The following is a 20,030-nucleotide window of genomic DNA, read 5'->3' on the forward strand; positions in this document are numbered from 1 at the left end:
ATGACCAAGCCCGCTGTCAGCCGCGAGGAGATCCACCGGCTCTCCCGGCTGAGCCCGTTCGAGCTCAAGGGCGAGTTCATCAGGCTCGCCGAGCACTACCAGGCCGACCGGCCCGGGCAGAAGGAGAAGTCCACCGCCCACATGCTCAACGCCGGCCGCGGCAACCCGAACTGGATCTGCACCGGCCCCCGCGAGGCGATGCTGGCCCTCGGCCACTTCGCGCTCAGCGAGTCCCGCCGGGTCTGGACCGCCGACAACCTCGGCGGCATGCCCGAGCAGATCGGGATCGCCGGACGCTACGACCACTTCGCCCGCACCCACCCCGAACTGCCCGGCATCGAACTGCTCACCGCCTGCCTCAGCCTGGCCGTCGACCGCTTCGACCTCGACCGCGACGCCTTCGTCCACGAACTCGCGGACGCCGCCATCGGCGACAACTACCCCGTCCCCGACCGGATGCTGACCCACGCCGAGCAGATCGTGGTCGGCTACCTGCAGGACGAACTGATGGACCGCCGGCCCCCCGAGGGACAGCTCGACCTGTTCGCGACCGAGGGCGGCACCGCCGCCATGTGCTACATCTTCGACTCGCTGATGAAGAACGGCATCCTGCACAAGGGCGACAAGATCGCCCTGATGGTGCCGGTCTTCACCCCCTACATCGAGATCCCCGAACTCGACACCTACGAGTTCGAGGTGGTCCGGGTCGAGGCCAGCTCCTTCGCCGAGGCGGGCGTGCGCGAATGGCGCTACCCCACCGAGGAGGTCGCCAAGCTGGAGGACCCGGCGGTCAAGCTGGTCTGCCTGGTCAACCCGAGCAACCCGCCGTCCCTGGCGCTCTCCCGGCGGGTCACCGACCAGATCAAGGACATCGTCGCGACCAAGAACCCCGGGCTGATCGTGGTCACCGACGACGTGTACGGCACGTTCGTCAACCACTTCCGCAGCATCGCCGCCGAACTGCCCCGCAACACCCTGCTGGTGTACTCCTACTCCAAGCACTACGGCTGCACCGGCCACCGGCTGGGCGTCATCGGCCTGCAGCGCGACAACGTGGTCGACGCCGCGCTCGCCGCCCTCCCCGCCGAGCAGAAGGCCCGGCTGGCCAAGCGCTACGGCAGCCTCCGCCTCGACCCGACGAGCATCCGCTTCATCGACCGCCTGGTCGCCGACTCGCGGCAGGTCGCGCTCAACCACACCGCCGGCCTGTCGCTGCCCCAGCAGGCCCAACTCACCCTGTTCTCGCTGTTCGCGATGCTCCCCGAGGGCAAGGCGTACAAGGCCAAGGTGCAGTCCATCGTCCACCAGCGGCTCGAACTGCTGCTGGAGGGATCCGGCATGAAGGTCTCCCAGGACGCCCAACGGGCCGGCTACTACATCGAACTGGACCTGCTGGCGGAAGCCGAACGCACCTCGGGGCCCGACTTCGCCGCCTTCCTGAGGAAGAACTACGAGCCCACCGAACCGCTGTTCCGGCTCGCCGAGCAGACCGGCGTGGTGCTGCTCAACGGCGGCGGCTTCGACGGCCCCGAATGGTCCGTCCGGGTCTCGCTGGCCAACCTCGACGACCTCGACTACCTGAAGATCGGCCACCACCTGAAGACCATCTTCGACGAGTACCGCGCCGAATGGCAGGCTGCGGGCGGTAGGTGACGAACCGTCCGCAGCGAGTCCGACGGCCCGTCCGGCCGGGGGAGGAGCCGGACGGGCCGGATACGATCGCGGGATGACTGCGGACGAACGGATCTCCCTGGCCGAACTCGCCTACCAGCGCGCCATGTTCGCCGGTGACAGCGGTGCGCTCGAAGCGGGCGGGCGTGCCCTCGACGCGGTCGAGGCGGACGTCGCCCTGGCCCGGGGCCGACTGGTCCACACCCGCTTCCTGCGGGAACGCGTCGAGGACCCCGCCGAGCTGGAGCTCTTCGAGCGGGCCGCCGAGCTGTACCGCCGGGTCGGCGACCGGCGCGGCGAGGGCGAGGCGCTGTTCTGGACCGGCGCCTTCCACCAGGTGGTCCGCGGCGACTCCGACACCGCCCTGCCGCTCTTCGAACGGGCCCGCGCCCTCGCCGAGCAGACCGGCGACCGCCTCACCGCCTCCTACGCACTGCGGCACCTCGCCTTCGCCGACCACATGGCCGGCCGCCTGGAGCAGGCCCGCGCCCTGTTCGAGGAGTCGACCCGGCTGCGCCGCGCACTCGGCTTCCTGCCGGGCGTCGCCGCCAACCTGATCGGTCTCGCCCACCTCGCCGCCCAGCAGCAGCGCCGTGCGGACGCGGCCCGACTCCTCGACGAGGCCGCCGAACTCGCCGCGGCGAGCGAGGCGCACGCGGTGGCCGGCTGGGTGGTCGACGCCCGCCAGGAGATCGGCCTGCCGTAGGGCCGCCCGAGAGGGTGAAGCCGCTCGCGACCGGGTCGGTCCCGGTCGGACAGGTCGGAGGAACCGGCGCGGGGCCGCCCCTGCTTGTCCGGGGGGTGCGGGGCGGCGCATGCTGGAGGGAGCAGCCGGGCTCCGAGGAGTTGCGCCATGGAGATCAGGGGAGCGAACGGGGTGGTCGCGGGCATCGACGGGTCGGTGCCCGCCGCGGAGGCCGCGGAGTGGGCGGCGCGGGAGGCCGAGCGGCGCGGCAGCAGTCTGCACCTGGTGCACGCCGTCAACACCGGGACGGTGACCCTGTCACCACGCACCGGCGCCACCGTCACCGACCTGATCCTGCGCGAGGCCGCGGAACTGCTGGAGGCCGTCCAGTCCACCCTGGAGGCCGCGCACCCGGGGCTGCGGATCACCGGCGACGTGGTGCCCAGGGACGCCGGGGAGGCCGTGCTGACCGCCGCCGAACACGCCTCGCTGGCCGTGCTCGGCACCCGCGGCCACGGCGGCTTCACCTCGCTGCTGCTCGGCTCGGTCAGCCTCCGGGTCGCCGCGCACGCCACCTGCCCGGTGGTGATCGTGCGCGGCACCGACCACCCGGACGGGCCGGTGCTGGTGGCCGTCCGGGACGAACGGGACGGCGCCGCGCTGCGCTTCGCCTGCGAGACCGCCGGCCGCCGGGAACTGCCGGTGCGAGCGCTGCACACCTGGTCGCCGGTGGTCGCCGACGTCGGACGGATGGCACCGATGGTCGACGAGCTCGGCGAGGAGTCCCGTCTGCACGAGCAACTGCTGCGCCGCACCTGCGATCCGGTCCGGGAGGACTACCCAAACGTCGACCTGGAGGCCCATCAACTGACCGGCGGCGCCGCCGCCACCGTCGTGGAAGCCTCGCGCACCGCCGCCCTGGTGGTGCTCTCCCGGCACGATCCCGCGCCGCGCTTCGGCCTGCGGCTGGCCACCCCCGTGCACGCCGTGCTGCACCACGCGCACTGCCCGGTGGCGGTCGTCCCGGTCTGAACCACCTTCCCTGGTAGGGGAGTTCAGTTCGAGGTCAGCGGACCGGCCAGTCGGCCGAGCGCGTCGGCGGCCAGGTCGGCGGCGCTCCCGGGGGCGCTGTCGCCGGCCGCCCAGGACTCCACCGCGACCCGCATGGCGGTGTTGGCGGCGGCGGCCAGCAGGCGGCCGTCGAGGCTGTCCGCGGGGAGGCCGGCCAGCCGGGCGAGCACCGGCCGCAGAGCGGCCTCGGCGTCGTGGTGGATGCGGTGCCAGACGTCGCGCAGCGCCGGGTCCGCGGGCATCGCGCGGAGCAGGCCGCGGGTCCACACCAGGGCCTCGGCGGGCTGCCCGGGCGCCGGGTCGAGCGCGGCGCGGGCGGCGTCCACCAGCGCGGACAGCGGCGGGACGGCCGGGTCGGCGGCCGCGAGCAGCGCGATCCACTGGCGGGAGCCGTCGGCGAGCAGTGGGGCGACCGCGTCCTCCTTGGTGCGGAAGTAGCGGTAGAAGGTGCGCAGTGAGACGCCCGCGGTGCGGGCGATGTCCTCGGCGGTGGTGCCCTCGGCCCCGTGCTCGGCGAACAGGCGGGCGGCGGCGAGGGCGATCTCCTGCTGGGTGGCGGCCTTGCGGCGCTCGGTGAGGGAGAGCGCGGGGCGCTCCGGCTCGGCGGCTGCGGGCATGGTCGGCGGTTCCCTCGGGTGCGGCGCGGTGCGGTGCGGTGCGGTGCGAGCGCGGATGCGGACCGGTCCAGCCTAGCCGGAAGGCGTCACATGATGCGGATGTGGCACAACGTGCCATGGAGGCGTACCGTGCAGTTCGAGGGGCCGGGCCGGTTCGCCCGCCCCGCCCGCACCCCAGGGAGACCCCCATGCACCGCTTCGAAGGCCGCCGTGTCCTGATCACCGGAGCCGGCTCCGGCATCGGCCGGGCCACCGTCCACCGCATCCTGGCCGAGGGCGGCACCGTGGCCGCCGCCGACGTCTCCGGGGCCGGCCTCGCCGCCACCCGCGCCCGGGCCGAGGCCGACGGCACCGCCGGACGCCTGCTCACCACCCTCGTCGACATCTCCGACGAAGCCTCGGTGCGGGCGGGCGTCGGCGGCGCGATCACCGAACTCGGCGGCCTGGACGCGGTGGTGAACGCTGCCGGCATCCTGCGCTCCACCCACACCGCGCAGACCACGCTGGAGTTCTGGAACCGCATGCTGGCGGTCAACCTGACCGGCACCTTCCTGGTCACCCGCGAGGCGCTGCCCGCGCTGCTCGCCACCGGCCGCGGCGTGGTGGTCAACTTCTCCTCCACCAGCGCCGCCTTCGCCCACCCCTACATGGCCGCCTACGCCGCCACCAAGGGCGGGATCCAGTCCTTCACCCACGCGATCGCCGCCGAGTACGCCAAGCAGGGCCTGCGCGCGGTCTGCGTCGCCCCCGGCTCGATCGCCTCCGGCATGACCGCCGACCCCGGCCTGCCCGCGGACGCCGACCTGTCCTGGTTCGCCAAGCTGCAGCCCGCGATCGGCCAGGGCTTCGCCGGACCGGAGACGGTGGCCGGCGTGATCGCCATGCTGGCCTCCGACGACGGCGCTTTCGTCACCGGCACCGAGATCCGGATCGACGGCGGCACCCACGCCTGACGGCCCGTCGGCCCCGGCACGGCGGCCCACCGGCACGGGGCGGGGGCCGCAACCGGCGGGCTGGTCGCAGGCGTCCTGCGGGTGGTGTGCATACTTAGGCGCACGTTCGTCACGGCCGCGCCGAGCCTGATTCACCCGGCTCGCAGACGCGCCGCGAGTGGAAGACACGGGGACCACGGGCCATGGGGCTGACCAGCACCACGCTGCTGCTGTTCACGATCGAGATCGCGGTGGCGGTGATGGGGGCGACCGTCTGGTGGTGGCCGTCGCTCGCCGAACGCCACTGGCGCGCCGTGCTCGGCCGGATCGGCATGCTGCTCGGCAGCCAGCTCGCGCTGCTCGCCGTGATCGGCCTGCTCGCCAACAACTACTTCTCGTTCTACAGCAGTTGGAACGACCTGCTGGGCACCGGCAAGGACGCCCCGGTGAACGTCCAGGCCGCCCCCGTCCCGGCCGTCCCGGCCGGCGCCACCGCCACCCCGACCGCCGAGCCGGAGCCCGCGAACCTGCCGCTGCTGCCCGCCCAGGAACTCGGCAAGGAGCCGGTCAACACCAGCCTCGGCCACGACCCGGCCAAGGTCGGCGAGATCCGCGCCGTCCGCATCTCCGGCGCCCGCACCGGTCTCAGCACCGACGGCTACGCCTACCTGCCGCCGCAGTACTTCCAGCCCGGCAACGAACAGAAGAAGTTCCCCGCGATCATCGCGATGACCGGCTTCCCCGGCGACGCCAAGGCCCTGATCACCCGCTTCAACTACCCCGGCGTCGCGCTCGACGAGATCCGGGCCGGCCGGATGCAGCCCACCGTCCTGGTCCTGATGCGGCCCTCGCCCGCGATGCCCGCCGACCCCGAGTGCGAGAACGTGCCCGGCGGCCCGCAGGCCGAGACCTACTTCGCGAAGGACGTGCCGCGCGCCCTCGGCGCGGCCTACCGGATCGCCAGCGCGCCCGGCAGCTGGGGAGTCATGGGCAACTCCACCGGCGGGTACTGCGCGGCGAAGCTCGCCATGCGGCACCCCGAGGTGTTCGGCGGCGGGGTCTCCATCTCCGGCTACCTCAAGGCCGCGGAGGACGTCACCACCGGCGACCTGTTCAAGGGCAGCCAGCAGCGCCGCGACGAGGCCGACCTGCTGTGGCGGCTGCAGCACCTGCCGATGCCCGCCACCGCGGTGATGCTCAGCGGCGCGGAGAAGGGCGACGGGGACTTCCGCCAGGAGGCGGACGCCTTCACCGCCGCGGCCAAGCCCCCGCTCGCCACCGGCGTGGCCTCCGTTCCCGAGGGCGGCCACAACTACACGACCTGGATCAAGCTGCTGCCGGCGGGCTTCCAGTTCCTCTCGCAGCACCTGAAGGCCTGAGCACCCGAAGGGGCGCCGGGCTCAGGCTGGGGTGAGGGTGCCCGTGTGGAGTTCGCCGACCCGGCCGGTCTCGCCCTCCCAGGTCCAGAAGACCTTGACGGTGAGGGAGTTGAGGTCCATGACGTGGCTGACGGTGATACCGCTGCGCTCCGTCCAGGAGACGAACCAGATGCCCGGGGCGATGGCGGCGACGTGCAGCGGGACGTCCTCGTACTGGCCGGCGGACTCGCCGAGGCCCTCCCATCGGAGCCGGGTGCCGTCCGCGGAGTAGGCGTTGCGGAAGGCGGCGCCGTTGTCGACCTCGAAGAGGTAGGTGCGGCCGGCGAAGCCCGGCAGGGGGGCGGCGGTCATGGCGTGGGCGGTCCTTCGGACGGTCGGTGCGGCGGACGGGTGCGGCCGGGTCCGGCCGCACCCGTCCAACCTATCGGACCGGGGGGCGGGTCAGCAGGAGAAGTTCACGCGGCGGAACGTCACGTAGTGGTCCGCCGTGTAGTAGTCCTCGTGGTAGACCTTGCCGGTGACGATGCGCCGGGCGCCGCGGGTCGAGCTGCCCGGGGTGATCACGGTGTACTCGTGGTAGTAGCCGGTGGTCTGGGCGGGGAGCACGCCTTCCCGGTTCTGGAAGACGATGCCGTCCTGGGAGTAGGGGAACGGCCCGCCCGCGTCGATCAGGCGGATGGTGTCGCGGCCCTGGCTGGGCAGCGCCGAGTAGCAGACGTTGCCGCTGACGGTGGCGTGGGCCTCGGTGGCGACCACGGCGGTGGGGGCGAGGGTCAGCAGGCCGAGGGCGGCGACCGAGACGGCACGGATCTTCAACGCGCGTAGAGTCATTCGCATGACAGCAGTGTGACGCCGGGTCGGGCTGCGCGGAAGGCTTGACGTGAACACTTAACTTACAGGTAACTGCCGCGCCTCCGAGCCGACTTGTGTCGTACCGACACCAGTGGCGTCCGCGCGCGGCGGTCCTGACACGCGGGTGCGCCCGGGCCCCGTCCCTGCGGCGGGCCGGTGACGCCCGGCGGGACCGCTCTGCTGGGCGGGGCGGCGGTCCGACCTGCTGTGACGCTGATCTCAGCGAGCCCCGGCGTATTGGAGACAAAGCGACAATCTGCCTAGCCTGCTCGGGTTCGCCCCACCCGGGCGCACCCGCCGTCGGGACGCCGAATCCTGCCCGACCGACGGCGTTCCCACAGCACACCACGGGCAGGAGCGGGGGACCCACAGGCAGTACCGCCGTGCCTTCCCCCGCCCCTGCCCGGCGGCGGGCGTGGGCGCGGCTCGGGGTGAAGCCGCGTCCACGCACGCGGCCGGGCGACCTCGGCGCCCGAACCCGACAGCTCACCTCGCAGGCGTCGCGGAGGACCCCCCATGCGACCCCGTTCCACTCCTGCCCGCCTCGGCGTGCTGGCCGGCGCGGCCGCGCTGATCGGCGTGCCACTGGCCACCAGCAGCGCCGACGCCGCCACGACCACCGTCTTCCAGGACCGGCTCGCCCCGACCGGCATGACGGCCGGCACCGCGAGCACCGCCTCGCTGACCGTGCACTCCAGCTGGTGCTTCACCGCCAAGACCGTCGGCGTCGGCATCCGCGACGCGAAGGGAACCAACCTGGACTTCCCCGGCAACGCGAGCAACGTCCGGATCTGCCCCGGCGGCGTCACCGTCAACACCGGCGCGCGCACCCTGCCGGCCGGCACCTACACCCAGTTCGGCTTCTGGCAGGACCTGGGCGGCGGCTGGCACAACCTGCCCTCGCGCACCCTGACCGTCGCGGCCACCGGCGCCATCGCACCGACGCCCGCTCCCACGGCGACTCCTACGTCCGCTCCTACGGCGACGCCCACCCCGACGCGGACTCCGTCGCCCGCGCCCACGCCGACGCCGACGCCCAGCGTGAGCCCCACGGCGAAGCCGACTCCGACCGCCACCGCGACGCCCACCCCCACGCCGACGCCGACCCCCACGCCGACCTCGGCGCCCGTGCCCGTCACCGGCAAGTCGCTGACCTGGTCCGAGGAGTTCAGTGCCCCGATCGCCTGGGGCACCAAGTGGACCGGCGACAAGTCCAGCGCCTACCGCTACGGCAACCACAACCCCGACGACAACAAGCTCGACTGGCTGACCACGTCCGGCGTCACGGTCAGCGGCGGTGCGGCGACCTTCACCGCCACCCCGTCCGCGCACACCCTGGAGAACGGCAAGCGGGCCTGGGACACCGGCCTGCTCACCACCGAGTACAGCAAGGACGGCTTCCAGGTCCGCACCGGCGACTACATCGAGGCCCGGGTCAAGCTGCCCGCCGGCAGCGGCGCCTGGCCCGCACTGTGGACCTGGAAGGACGGCAACAACGAGATCGACAGCTTCGAGTACCACCCGGACAACCCGAACCTGCTCGAACTCACCAACCACGTCCGGTCCGGCCTGAAGTACTACACCGACGCCAACGCCGTCGGCGCCGACAAGTGGGTCACCATCGGCACCTACTACGGTGCGAACTCCGTCGACTGGTACGTCAACGGCGCGAAGGTGTTCTCCGACGGCACCGGCGTCGGCGCCAGCTGGTCCGCCTACCCGATCCTGAACCTGTCGCTCAGCGCCGGGCAGTACCACCCGGCGGCGAGCGGCAGCGCGCCGATCAGCTTCAGCGCCGACTACGTCCGCGTCTACCGCTGACCGGTCGCTGACGGACCGTCAGGAAATGCTGAGCGTGAACGGCGTCCGGTCGTTCACCGGGTTGCGGTCGTCCACGCTCACCACCCGCACCTGCCCCACGGCCGTCCGGCCGTGGGGCAGGCCCGCGTCCGCCCGCACCGGCACCAGCGCCGTCGCCGACCGCTGCGCCGGCAGCCCCGCCGGGAACGTGCAACTGACCACCCGTCCGGTCGCCGAGGCACTGCACGAGGACGGAAAGAACGGCCCCTCCGCGGTGAACCCCACCGGCAGCTCCACCAGCACCGTGAACGCCGACCCCGTCCGCTCCGGCCCCCCGTTCTCCACCAGCGCGTGCACCGTGGTCACCCCACCCGCCGCCACCGGATCCGGATCCAGCCGGACCATGCCCAGGTCCGCGTCCGACGGTGCAGCCGCCGCCCCGAGAGCGCCCAGCGCGAGCACGGGGATGGTGAGCAGCAGTACGAGACGGCGCACGGCACGCTCCAGCGAAGAGTGTCCTGACGTTCACTCAGCGTAGCTGAAGGTGGAGGCGAAACGTCGAACGTGCGGAGCTCGGGCAGCCCTGCCGACGGTCGGTCGACCGCTCGAGCCCTGGACGGTCAGCTGTCTTCATCACCGACATACCGGGCGTCCGGGCGGCCCGGCCCAAGGCGTCACCGCCGTCCACCTCCGGACCTCCACCCCCACCCGGGACGGCGAGCCCGTCCTCGCCGACCGGGCTGCCCTGCAGACCGCCCTGGAGAACTCGCTGCACACCTGGGTCGGCAACCTCAAGAACGCCGCTGGGAGCCGGAACTGACGCACCGTCGCGGGCAGGAAGGCTGCAGCCCCGGCGGGATGGTCGGGGCGGCGGCCCGATGGCGGGGTGTCAGAGGACCTGGCCGAGGCGGGCCGCGATGGCCTGCATGAGGGGGACCAGGCCCGCGGCGCCGGACTGGGCTTCGAGGGCCTGGATGCGGGCCTCGGGGCCGGAGACGGAGAGGGCGGTGGGGGTGGGCGCGCCGGGGACGGCGACGGCGAGGCAGCGGACCCCGATCTCCTGCTCCTGGTCGTCGATGACGTAGCCGCGCTCGCGGGCGGTGGCGAGGTGGGTGAGCAGGGCGCCGGGGTCGGTGACGGTGTGCGGGGTGTGGGCCTGGAGCGGGCCGGGGCCGAGCAGGGCGCGGGCCTCGTCCTCGGGGAGCTGGGCCAGCAGGGCCTTGCCGACGCCGGTGCAGTGGGGTTGGACCCGGCGGCCGACCTCGGTGAACATCCGCATCGAGCGGCGGGACTGGACCTGGCCGACGTACACCACCTCGCCGCCCTCCAGGACGGCGAGGTTGGCGGTCTCGCCGGTGGCTTCCATGAGTTCGGCGAGGTAGGGGCGGGCCCAGGACCCGAGCAGGCGGCCGGCGGTCTCGCCGAGGCGGATCAGGCGCGGGCCGAGGGTGTAGCGGCGGGCGGTGTCCTGGCGGACGTAGCCCTGGGTGACCAGGGTGCGGACCAGGCGGTGGATGGTCGGCATCGGGAGGCCGGAGGTGGCGGAGAGTTCGCTGAGGGTGGCGACACCGCCGGAGTCGGCGAGGGCTTCGAGGAGCTGGAAGGCGCGCTCGACGGATTGCACCGAGCCGGCCGCGCGTTCGGTGGGGGTGCTGGCCACGGGCGTTCCCTTGCTGTGGAGTGGAGGAGTAGAGTCCTGGCGATTCATCAACAAACCGTTGAAATTCTGTATCGCGGAAACTAGTCTCCACTGTACAGAACGGAACAGCCCAAGGAGAGTCCATCCCATGGCCGCAGATCAGGGTTCCCCCACCGCCCCGGGCGTCACGGTCGCCGGACCGGCGGTGGCGCGTGCCGAGGAGGTGCTGACCGCGCAGGCGCTGGCGTTCGTCGCGGGCCTGCACCGCGCGTTCGAGGGCAGGCGGCAGGAACTGCTGGCGGCCCGCCGGGCGCGCCGGGCCGAGATCGCCCGCACCGGCACCCTGGACTTCCTGCCGCACACCGCGCAGGTGCGCGCCGCGGACTGGCAGGTGGCCGCCGCGCCGCGCGCCCTGACGGACCGTCGGGTGGAGATCACCGGGCCCACCGACCGCAAGATGGTGATCAACGCCCTGAACTCCGGCGCGAAGGTCTGGCTCGCCGACTTCGAGGACGCCACCGCCCCGACCTGGGAGAACGTGGTCTCCGGGCAGGTCAACCTGATCGACGCGTTCGAGGGCCGGATCGACTTCACCAGCGCGCAGGGCAAGGCGTACACCCTGAAGCCCGCGGCCGAGCTGGCCACCGTGGTGGTCCGCCCGCGCGGCTGGCACCTGGACGAGCGGCACCTGCTGGTGGACGGCACGCCGGTGGCCGGCGCGTTCGTCGACTTCGGCCTGTACTTCTTCCACAACGCGGCCCGGCTGCTGGCCAAGGGCGAGCAGGACCCGAACTCCGGCCCGTACTTCTACCTGCCGAAGACCGAGAGCCACCTGGAGACCCGGCTCTGGAACGAGGTCTTCACCCACGCCCAGGCAGAACTCGGCATCCCCCACGGGACCATCCGCGCCACGGTGCTGATCGAGACCATCACCGCCGCCTTCGAGATGGACGAGATCCTCTACGAACTGCGCGACCACGCCGCCGGGCTGAACGCCGGCCGGTGGGACTACCTGTTCTCGATCGTGAAGAACTTCCGGGACGGCGGCGAGCACTACATCCTGCCGGACCGCAACACCGTCACCATGGCCTCGCCCTTCATGGCCGCCTACACCCGCCTGCTGGTGCAGACCTGCCACCGGCGCGGCGCGCACGCGATCGGCGGCATGGCCGCGTTCATCCCCTCCCGCAAGGACCCGGAGGTCAACGCCGCCGCGCTGGTGAAGGTCCGCGCCGACAAGGAACGCGAGGCGAACGGCGGCTTCGACGGCTCCTGGGTGGCGCACCCCGACCTGGTGCCGGTGGCCCGGGAGTGCTTCGACGCGGTGCTCGGCGAGCGCCCGCACCAGAAGGACAACCCGGGCTCGCCCGAGCAGGTGACGGCCGCTCAACTGCTGGACGTGGCCGGGGCGGGCGGCCACTGCACCCTCGCCGGGCTGCACAACGCCGTCCAGGTCGGCCTGCGCTACATCGAGGCGTGGCTGCGCGGGCTGGGCGCCGTCGGCATCTTCAACATGATGGAGGACGCCGCCACCGCCGAGATCTCCCGCTCGCAGATCTGGCAGTGGATCCACAACGACGTGGTGCTCGCCGACACCGGTGAGAAGGCCACCGGAGACCTGGTCCGCCGCCTGGTCGCCGAGGAACTCGCGGCGCTGCAGGCCGAGTTCGGCGAGTCGGCGTACGCCGCCGGACGCTGGACCGAGGCCGCCGCCCTGTTCGAGCAGGTCGCGCTGGCCGAGGAGTTCCCGGACTTCCTCACCCTGCCCGCGCTCGCCCTGCTCGACTGACACGCTACCGGCCCCGCCCCGCCCCGACCTTGCGCCGAGGCGGACAAGTCCGGGCCCCGAATGCTCCGCCCCGTACGGCCGACACCCTCACTTCGCGGCCGTACGGGGCGGCCTGACGAAAGGCACACGATGGCGCGCATCTTCTTCAACGGCCAGGCGATGACCGGCGGTCCGTTCCACGCCAAGGTCGAGGGCCTGCTGATCGGCCCGGCCCGCACCGCCCCCGGCTACCGCTTCTTCTCGATCCGCGACGAGTGCCCCGGGCTGCTCGCCGACCCCTCGGTGCGGACGGCGATCGAGGGCGAGCTGTACGACGTCCCGCTGGAGCGGCTGCGGGACGAGATCCTCCCGGGCGAACCGCTGGAACTGGAGCTCGGCGTCATCGAGTTGGCCGACGGCACCGCCTCGCTGTCGATGCTGCTGGCCCGCGGCCAGCTGGAGCGCGGCGTGCACCGCGAGATCACCGAACACGGCGGCTGGCGCGCCTACCTCGCCACCCTCGGCCGGGAGGCCTGAAAACCCTGGTGCGGGCGCAACTCAGTCGGCGGAGCAGCTACGTCACCTCCGCCGCCCTCGATCCCTGGACGTCCGACTTCGGCGTCTCGGACGAGGTGGCCGGGCAGGTCGCCCGGCGGATCTCCGACCCCGGCGAGGTCAAGCGCTCCCGCCGGTTCCCGTTCCGCTACCTCGCCGTGTACCGGCACATGCCCTCGCCGCGCTGGGCCACGCGCTGGAGACGGCGTTGCGCCACGCGCTGTCGGCCGTCCCGGTGCAGATCCCGGTCCACGCCTGGAACCTGGCCGGCCACCGACCCGGCCACGCCCCGTCCGGTGGCGCCGGTCGCCACGCCTTCGGCGGCCTGACCGACGCGGCGTTCCGCCTGATACCGCTGCTGGAGGCCGGTCAGCGCGCCAACCGGCCGTAGGAGCAGGACCGTTAGACCGTCCCGGCGGTCAGAGCGTCGCCCAGGGCGGAGCGGGCGTACAGCACGGAGCGGCCGCTGCGGGTCCTGGTCAACAGGCCCGCGGTGGCCAGCGCCGCGAGGTGGCGGCTCACCGCGCCCGGGGTGACGTCCAGCCGGTGGGCCAGGGCCGTGGTGGAGGCCGGCTGCTCCAGCAGGACCAGCAGGCGGGCCCGCGGCGGTCCGATCAACTCCGCCAGCGCCTCCGGGACCTGCGCGGGCGCGGACTCGCCGAGCAGGGCCGTCCCCCGGGCCGGGTAGCTGATCAGCGGCGGCTCGTCCGGGTCGATGACGGTGTGCGCGCGCCGGCCGCACAGCGTCGGGACCAGCACCAGGCCGCGGCCCGCCACCGGCGTGTACCGGCCGCCCAGCGCCCGCACCCGCGGGTCCGGGTCGTCCAGCCGCAGCACCCCCGCCCGCCAGGACAGCTCGGGGGCCAGGTCCGCGAACAGGCCCTCCGCGCCGCGCTCCGCGAACCGCCGCCCCCGGTACGCCAGATCGGCCTCCAGTACAGTCCGCGCCCGCGGCCACCACCGCGGCAGCAGGCAGCGCTCCCAGTACGCGCGCAACTGGGCCACGCAGCGCGCCCGCAGCTCCACCGGATCGTCCAGCAGCGAGGCGACCGGCTCCGGCGGCGGCGCCCCGTCACCCCGGTACGCGGCCCTGAAGTCCTTCACCACCGCCCCCGGCGGCGTCGCCGCGACCAACGCCAACTCGCTCTCGAAAGAAGGCCGTTGGGCGATCGGCCGGGGCGTCAGGAAGTCCGGCACCCAGACCCTCGGCGTCACCAGCGCATCCAGCAGCGGCGCGTCCAGCGACCGGTACTCCGCCTCCCAGGACGCCGTCCAGCGCCGGAAGTGCGGGTACCTGGCGGGGGAGCGGCGCGCCCGCAGGCTGAACACGGCCTCCTGCAGGGGCGAATAGGTGATCCAGGTGGTGGCGAGGTCGTCCACGCCGAAGGCGAACTCGAACATTGACCCCAACGGTAAAAGAATGCCCGGCGGTTGGGAACACTGGTGTTCTGACGGCCATGACCGCCACCGCCGCGCCCGCCGGGCGCCGCTCGCTGCTGCCCGCCGACCCGGTCCTGCGCCGGCTCGCCGTGCTGACCGCCGTCAACACCGTCGGCAACGGCCTCTACTACTCCGTCAGCGCCCTCTACTTCACTCGCCAAGTCGGCCTGAGCGCATCGCAGTTGGCCACCGGTATGGCGGTCGCCGGAATCGCCGGGATGCTGGCCGGCGTCCCCTTCGGACGCCTCGCCGACCGGATCGGCCACCGCCGCCTGCTGTACGTCCTCGGGCCGCTGCAGGCCGCCGCCGTCCTCGGCTACGCCTTCGTGCACGGCTTCGCGGCGTTCGTGGTGGCCATCGTGCTCGCCACCGTGCTGGAACGCGGCGCGATCGCCGTGCGCAGCGCACTCGTCGCGCACGTGCTGCCCGCCGAGGAACAGGCGCGCTCCCGGGCGCTGCTGCGCTCGGTGATGAACGCCGGGCTGATGCTCGGCAGCGCGGGCGCCGTGCTCGCCCTCCAGGCCGACACCTACTCCGGCTACGCGGCGGTCCTCGCTCTGGACGCCGCCAGCTTCGCCGCCTGCTCGCTGCTGCTGGGCGGCCTCCCCGACGCCCGGGTGCCGACCTCGCCGCGGGAGCGCAGGCAGCGGCCGCGCACCGCGCTCGCCGACCGCCGCTACCTGCTGGTCGCCCTCCTGCACGCCGTCCTGGAACTCCAGTTCGCCATGCTGGAGATCGGCATCCCGCTGTGGATCGCCACCCGCACCCACGCCCCCCGCACCATGATCGCCGTGGTGGTCGTCGTCAACAGCGTCGCCGTGGTGCTCTTCCAGGTCCGCGCCGGCCGCGGCGTCGTCGACCTCCGCAGCGCGGCCCGCGCCTGCGCCCGCGGCGGCGTCCTGCTCGGCGCCGCCTGTCTGGTGTACGCGGCGGCCGCCGGGCACGGGGCCGTGCTCGCCGTCGTGCTGATCCTGGCCGGCGTCCTGCTGCACTCCCTCGCCGAACTCCTCACCTCCGCCGGTGGCTGGACCCTCAGCCTCGACCTCGCCGACCCCGCCGCCCACGGCGAGTACCAGGGCGTCTTCATGAGCGGCCAAGCCGCTTCCCACGTCACCGGCCCGCTGGTCATCACCGCCACCGTCCTCACCCACGGCGCCACCGGCTGGGCCCTGCTCGCCGCCCTGCTGGCCGCCGCCGGTCTGACGATCCCGCTGGCCGTGCGCGGAGCGAAGCCCGCCTGACGCCCGGTCGGCCCCGGCCGGGCGTACGCGTGGGTCGGCCCCGGACCGTTCGCCGCGGTCCGGGGCCGGGGGTCCGGGAGCCCGCCGTCGTCCCTGGCGGCGGGCCCCCGGAGTGGAGGGGGTGTCAGCCGCGGGCGGCGAGCGTGCGGGCGGCGCGGGCGGCGGCGAGGGCGATGCGGTCCTCGTCGACGGTGGTGAGGCGGCCGTTCTCGACGACGGCGTTGCCGTTGACGAAGAGGGTGGCGAGCGGGGGGAGGGCGCCGAGGACGAGCGCGGCGACCGGGTCGGCGATCGAGGAGTGCAGGACGCCGTCGATCTTCCAGAGGGCGAGGTCGGCGAGCTTGCCGGCCTCGATCGAGCCGATCTCGGCCTGGCGGCCGAGGACCCGCGCGCCGCCCATGGTGCCCAGGCGCAGCGCCTGACGGACGGTCAGCGCGTCGGGCCGGCCGTGCAGGCGGTTGATCAGGAGGGCGTTGCGCAGTTCGGTGCCGAGTTCGCCGGACTCGTTGGAGGCGGTGCCGTCGACGCCGAGGCCGACCGGTACGCCGGCGGCGAGCATGTCGGGGACGCGGGCGATGCCGGCAGCCAGCCGGGCGTTGGAGGACGGGCAGTGCGCGACGCCGGTGCCGGTCTCGGCGAACTTGGCGATGTCGGAGTCGTTCATGTGGACGCAGTGCGCCATCCAGACGTCCTCGCCGAGCCAGCCGGTGGACTCGAAGTAGTCGGTCGGACCCATCCCGAACAGCTGCTTGCAGAACTCCTCCTCCTCGGCGGTCTCCGAGCCGTGGGTGTGCAGGCGCACTCCCTTGCGGCGGGCCAACTCGGCCGACCGGCGCATCAGTTCGGTGGAGACCGAGAAGGGCGAGCAGGGCGCGATCGCGACCTGGAGCATGGAGCCGAAGGAGGAGTCGTGCCACTTGTCGACGGCGGATTCGGAGGCGGCGAGGATCTCGTCGGTGTCCTCCACCGCGTGGTCCGGCGGCAGGCCGCCGTCCTTCTGGCTGCGGTCCATCGAGCCGCGCAGCGCGGTGAAGCGCAGCCCGAGCTCCTGGACGCCGGCGATGGAGGAGCCGAGCACGTCGCCGCCGCCGCGCGGGAAGACGTAGTGGTGGTCGGAGGCGGTGGTGCAGCCCGACTTGAGCAGCGCCGCGGCGGAGCCCTGGGTGGCGGCGTGCACCAGGTCCTCGTCGATCCGGGCCCAGGTCGGGTACAGCGCCACCAGCCAGTCGAACAGGATGTCGTCCTGGGCCAGGCCGCGGGTGATCCACTGGTAGAAGTGGTGGTGGGTGTTGACCAGGCCGGGGGTGAGCAGGTGCCCCTCGCCGTTGATCCGTCGCACCACGTTGTCCAGCCAGTTCGGGGCGGGCCCGTCGCCGACCGACTCGATGGTGTTGCCGAGGATGACCACGTGGCCGCGGGCGTACTCGGTGTCCGTGGCGTCGACGGTGGCGATCGCGACGTTCTCGATCACGATCCGCCGGTCGGCGGCGGGGGGCTGGACTGCCATGGGGGGACTCCTAGGGGGGAACGGCCGGCCGAGGTGCCGACGTGGTGGAACAGCAGGTTGAGCAGGACCGCGGCCAGGCAGCCGGCCGAGATGCCGGAGTGCATCAGGGTGCGGACGGCCTCCGGGAACCCGTCGTAGAAGGTGGGCGCCGCGATCGGGACCAGGCCGACGCCGAGCGACACCGACACCAGGACGGTGTGCGAGGTGGACTCCATCCCGGCCTCCGCGAGGGTGCGGATGCCGGACGCCGCGACGGTCCCGAACAGCACGATCCCCGCGCCGCCGAGCACCGGCTGCGGCACCAGCGACACCAGGGAGCCGAGCACCGGGAACAGTCCCAGCAGCACCAGGATGCCCCCGCCGGCCGCGACCACGTACCGGCTGCGCACCTTGGTGAGCGCGACCAACCCGATGTTCTGCGCGAACGCGCTGCACGCGAAGCCGTTGAACACCGGGCTGACCGCGGTGGCCAGTCCGTCGGCGCGCAGGCCGGCCGCCAGGGTCGGTTCGTCGGCCTCGCGGTCGACGATCCGGCCCAGGGCGAGCATGTCGGCGGTGGACTCGGTCATCGAGACCACCATGACGATGCACATGGACGCGATCGCGGCAGCGTCGAACACCGGCGCGCCGAAGTGGAACGGCGAGGGCAGCGCGAACACCTCCGCCCCGCCGACGGCGGAGAAGTCGGCCAGACCGAGCGGGAAGGCCGCCAGGGTTCCGACGGCCAGCCCGATCAGCAGGGACATCTGCTGCCAGAAGCCCTTCAGCAGCCGGTTGCCCAGCACCACCGCGCCGAGCGTGAACCCGGCCAGGCAGATCGCCCTGACGGAGCCGTAGCCGGGTGCGGACGGCGAACCGCCGCGCGCCCAGTTGATCGCCACCGGCAGCAGGGACACCCCGATGAGGGTGATCACGGTGCCCTGCACGACCGGCGGGAAGAACCTGACCAGCCGACAGAAGTACGGCGCCGCGAGGAAGCACAGGACCCCCGCGACGATCACCGCCCCGAAGACCACCGGGAGGGCGTCCTTCGGCCCGTGCTCCTTCGCTATCGCCAGCATCGGCGCGACGCCGGCGAACGAGACCCCGTTGACGAACGGGAGCCGGGCTCCGATCCGCCAGACGCCGAGGGTCTGGAGCAGGGTGGCCAGGCCCGCGGTGAACAGGCTGGCCGAGATCAGCAGGGCGAGTTCGCCGGGCGTCAGCCCGACGCCCGCGCCCACGATCAGGGGTGGAGCGACCACGCCGGCGTACATCGCGGCGACGTGCTGCAGCCCGGTGCCGAACAGCTTCGGCGGGGAGAGCACCTCGTCGACCGGGTGGACGGGGGTGGAACCGTCGTCAGATCCGCGCGTGGCGCGGGTGGTGCGGAGTGCCATGGAAGTAGCCCCTTTGCTGCCCCAGGCTCTCGGCGCGCCCGGGCGCTGGAGAGGGTGTGGTCGGTCCGAGGGCGGGACGACGGTGCAGGGTCCCTCGGGCTCGGCTCTCCAGCTCCCGGGACTGCCGCCGTGAGGGCGGGCACGGTCTCCGAACAGGGTGGGGGAGGGAGAGAGATGCGGTGCGGAGGTGCGACGGCGCGTCAGGCGACCGGGATGACCGGGGTGACGCCCTCGCGGTGCACGGTGCCCTCGATCAGGCCGTACATCCGGTCGGCGGCGTAGTAGACCTCGTTGTCGTTCTTCAGTCCGAACGGCTCCAGGTCGACCAGGAAGTGGTGCTTGTTCGGCAGCTCCAGGCGGACCTCGTCCACCTCGGCGCGGCTGTTCAGCACCCGGGTGCCCATCGCGTGCAGGGTCTGCTGCAGCGAGTAGGAGTAGGTCTCGGCGAAGGCCTCCAGCAGGTGCCGGCGGACCTGCTGGTACGAGCGGTTCCAGTTCGGCTCGGGCTGGCCGTCGCGGCCGTGGAAGCCGAACGCCCAACGAGCCGTCACCTGGGTGGCCAGGATGCGGTCGTACGCCTCCTGGAGGGTGGTGTAGCGGTCCTTGATGTAGCCCCAGAACTCCGAGTTGGTGGTGTTCATCACCACCAGGTCCTTCAGGCCGGAGATCACCCGGAACCGGTCGCCGTCGTACACCACCTCGGTGGTGCGCACCTCCTGGCCCTTGCGGACGAAGGAGTGGCCGACCTCCTCGGAGCCGATGAAGCGCGAGCTGGAGTCGGGAGTCCTGATCCGCTCCCAGCCGTACTCCTCGACCCGGATCCGGGCGCTGTGCACGACGCCGCGCTCGGTGTCGTCGACGAAGTGCCGGGCGAGCAGGACCGCGAAGCCCTCGGCCGACTCGATGCCGTGCTCCTTGGCGTAGGCGTACACGGTGTTCTTGGTGGTGTCGGTGGGGAGGCAGTTGGCGTTCGAGCCGGTGAGGTGCACGTCGTCGAACTCGCCGCGCAGCGAGACCGAGACGTTCAGGTCCTTGATCTCGTGCCGGGTGGAATCGCGGTAGACCCGGACGATGCGGTTCTCCGCCTTGCCGTACTGGTTCTGACCGAGCACGTGGGCCATGACGTGGCTCCTAAGCTTCAGGCCGGTCTACCTAGCTTCCGCGGTAGACCGAGTAGCCGAACGGGTTGAGCAGCAACGGCACGTGGTAGTGGTGCTGCGCGGGCGCGACCGTGAAGACGATCGAGACCTCGGGGAAGAACGGCTGCTCCGCCGACCGGTCCGCGAAGTACGCGGCGGTGTCGAAGAGCAGCCGGACGACCGAGCCCGCCTCCACGGCCGGCAGGTTCTTGACCCGGCCGTCGGAGTCCGTGGCGGAGGCGCCGAGCACCTTCCAGCCACCCTCGGTTTGCAGTGCCAGCTCGACCGGGACGCCTTCGGCCGGGCGGCCGAGGCTGGTGTCGAGCACATGCGTGGAGATGCCGGTCATGGGGGA

General features: G+C 72.8%; 19 protein-coding genes and 1 pseudogene. 10 read left to right on the forward strand and 10 right to left on the reverse strand.

What is annotated here, in order from left to right; genetic code table 11:
- From BX266_RS29470 to BX266_RS29480, 3 genes are all read left to right on the forward strand, one after another.
- Positions 1 to 1,653 (forward strand): bifunctional aspartate transaminase/aspartate 4-decarboxylase, encoded by a 1,653-nt coding sequence (locus tag BX266_RS29470; RefSeq protein WP_099904718.1) that lies wholly within the window; start codon positions 1 to 3, stop codon positions 1,651 to 1,653.
- A 73-nt stretch (positions 1,654 to 1,726) separates the two neighbouring features.
- Positions 1,727 to 2,377 (forward strand): tetratricopeptide repeat protein, encoded by a 651-nt coding sequence (locus BX266_RS29475; RefSeq protein WP_099904720.1) that lies wholly within the window; start codon positions 1,727 to 1,729, stop codon positions 2,375 to 2,377.
- A 147-nt stretch (positions 2,378 to 2,524) separates the two neighbouring features.
- A complete protein-coding gene (locus BX266_RS29480) occupies positions 2,525 to 3,388 on the forward strand; it encodes a universal stress protein (protein ID WP_099904722.1) in 864 nt (287 codons plus the stop codon).
- 23 nt (positions 3,389 to 3,411) lie between these two features.
- On the opposite strand, the gene BX266_RS29485 is transcribed toward BX266_RS29480, so the two are convergent.
- Positions 3,412 to 4,044, reverse strand: a complete 633-nt coding sequence (locus BX266_RS29485; RefSeq protein ID WP_099904724.1) for a TetR family transcriptional regulator — start codon at positions 4,042 to 4,044, stop codon at positions 3,412 to 3,414.
- A gap of 188 nt (positions 4,045 to 4,232) precedes the next feature.
- Here BX266_RS29485 and BX266_RS29490 point away from each other — a divergent pair, with 188 nt between their 5' ends.
- Positions 4,233 to 4,997, forward strand: a complete 765-nt coding sequence (locus BX266_RS29490; RefSeq protein WP_099904725.1) for an SDR family NAD(P)-dependent oxidoreductase — start codon at positions 4,233 to 4,235, stop codon at positions 4,995 to 4,997.
- 182 nt (positions 4,998 to 5,179) lie between these two features.
- Entirely contained in the window at positions 5,180 to 6,355 is a 1,176-nt protein-coding gene (locus BX266_RS29495; protein WP_099904727.1) for an esterase family protein, read from the forward strand.
- Positions 6,356 to 6,376: 21 nt separating this feature from the next.
- Here the strand turns inward: BX266_RS29495 and BX266_RS29500 are convergent, their stop codons facing one another.
- Positions 6,377 to 6,706, reverse strand: coding sequence for a MoaF-related domain-containing protein (locus BX266_RS29500; RefSeq protein WP_099904728.1), 330 nt, complete (start codon positions 6,704 to 6,706; stop codon positions 6,377 to 6,379).
- Between the two features lie 90 nt (positions 6,707 to 6,796).
- A complete protein-coding gene (locus BX266_RS29505; RefSeq protein ID WP_180290657.1) occupies positions 6,797 to 7,192 on the reverse strand; it encodes a ribonuclease domain-containing protein in 396 nt (131 codons plus the stop codon).
- 531 nt (positions 7,193 to 7,723) lie between these two features.
- Here BX266_RS29505 and BX266_RS40255 point away from each other — a divergent pair.
- Positions 7,724 to 9,028 (forward strand): family 16 glycosylhydrolase, encoded by a 1,305-nt coding sequence (locus BX266_RS40255; RefSeq protein WP_259464910.1) that lies wholly within the window; start codon positions 7,724 to 7,726, stop codon positions 9,026 to 9,028.
- A gap of 18 nt (positions 9,029 to 9,046) precedes the next feature.
- On the opposite strand, the gene BX266_RS29525 is transcribed toward BX266_RS40255, so the two are convergent.
- Both BX266_RS29525 and BX266_RS29530 read right to left on the reverse strand, forming a co-directional pair.
- The gene (locus BX266_RS29525) at positions 9,047 to 9,502 is read right to left on the reverse strand and encodes a hypothetical protein (RefSeq protein ID WP_099904731.1); all 456 of its coding nucleotides are present in this window, start codon (positions 9,500 to 9,502) and stop codon (positions 9,047 to 9,049) included.
- Positions 9,503 to 9,896: 394 nt separating this feature from the next.
- Positions 9,897 to 10,667: an IclR family transcriptional regulator gene (locus tag BX266_RS29530; RefSeq protein WP_180290658.1), complete on the reverse strand. Its 771-nt coding sequence runs from the start codon at positions 10,665 to 10,667 to the stop codon at positions 9,897 to 9,899.
- Between the two features lie 127 nt (positions 10,668 to 10,794).
- On the opposite strand from BX266_RS29530, the gene aceB reads away from it, so the two are divergent.
- From aceB to BX266_RS40260, 3 genes and pseudogenes are all read left to right on the forward strand, one after another.
- On the forward strand, positions 10,795 to 12,435 hold the full coding sequence (aceB, locus tag BX266_RS29535) for a malate synthase A (RefSeq protein WP_099904734.1): 1,641 nt from the start codon (positions 10,795 to 10,797) through the stop codon (positions 12,433 to 12,435).
- 129 nt (positions 12,436 to 12,564) lie between these two features.
- Positions 12,565 to 12,951 (forward strand): gamma-glutamylcyclotransferase, encoded by a 387-nt coding sequence (locus tag BX266_RS29540; protein ID WP_099904736.1) that lies wholly within the window; start codon positions 12,565 to 12,567, stop codon positions 12,949 to 12,951.
- Positions 12,952 to 13,031: 80 nt separating this feature from the next.
- Positions 13,032 to 13,360 (forward strand): annotated as a pseudogene (locus BX266_RS40260) (hypothetical protein); the annotation flags it as partial.
- An 11-nt stretch (positions 13,361 to 13,371) separates the two neighbouring features.
- Here the strand turns inward: BX266_RS40260 and BX266_RS29550 are convergent.
- Positions 13,372 to 14,370, reverse strand: a complete 999-nt coding sequence (locus BX266_RS29550) for a helix-turn-helix domain-containing protein (protein WP_099904739.1) — start codon at positions 14,368 to 14,370, stop codon at positions 13,372 to 13,374.
- Positions 14,371 to 14,426: 56 nt separating this feature from the next.
- Between BX266_RS29550 and BX266_RS29555 the strand changes: the two genes are divergently transcribed.
- A complete protein-coding gene (locus BX266_RS29555; protein WP_099904741.1) occupies positions 14,427 to 15,650 on the forward strand; it encodes an MFS transporter in 1,224 nt (407 codons plus the stop codon).
- 124 nt (positions 15,651 to 15,774) lie between these two features.
- Here BX266_RS29555 and BX266_RS29560 read toward each other — a convergent pair whose 3' ends face one another.
- From BX266_RS29560 to uraH, 4 genes are all read right to left on the reverse strand, one after another.
- Entirely contained in the window at positions 15,775 to 17,157 is a 1,383-nt protein-coding gene (locus BX266_RS29560; RefSeq protein WP_099904742.1) for an 8-oxoguanine deaminase, read from the reverse strand.
- On the reverse strand, positions 17,118 to 18,536 hold the full coding sequence (locus BX266_RS29565) for a nucleobase:cation symporter-2 family protein (RefSeq protein WP_099904744.1): 1,419 nt from the start codon (positions 18,534 to 18,536) through the stop codon (positions 17,118 to 17,120). Before BX266_RS29565 ends, BX266_RS29560 begins: the two co-directional genes overlap by 40 nt.
- A 200-nt stretch (positions 18,537 to 18,736) precedes the next feature.
- Complete coding sequence (gene pucL, locus BX266_RS29570) at positions 18,737 to 19,657, reverse strand: factor-independent urate hydroxylase (protein ID WP_099904745.1); 921 nt, start codon at positions 19,655 to 19,657, stop codon at positions 18,737 to 18,739.
- A gap of 31 nt (positions 19,658 to 19,688) precedes the next feature.
- Positions 19,689 to 20,024: a hydroxyisourate hydrolase gene (gene uraH, locus BX266_RS29575; RefSeq protein WP_099904747.1), complete on the reverse strand. Its 336-nt coding sequence runs from the start codon at positions 20,022 to 20,024 to the stop codon at positions 19,689 to 19,691.
- Positions 20,025 to 20,030: the final 6 nt, after the last annotated feature.

This window comes from Streptomyces sp. TLI_171, from assembly GCF_003610255.1.
Classification (GTDB): Bacteria; Actinomycetota; Actinomycetes; order Streptomycetales; family Streptomycetaceae; genus Kitasatospora.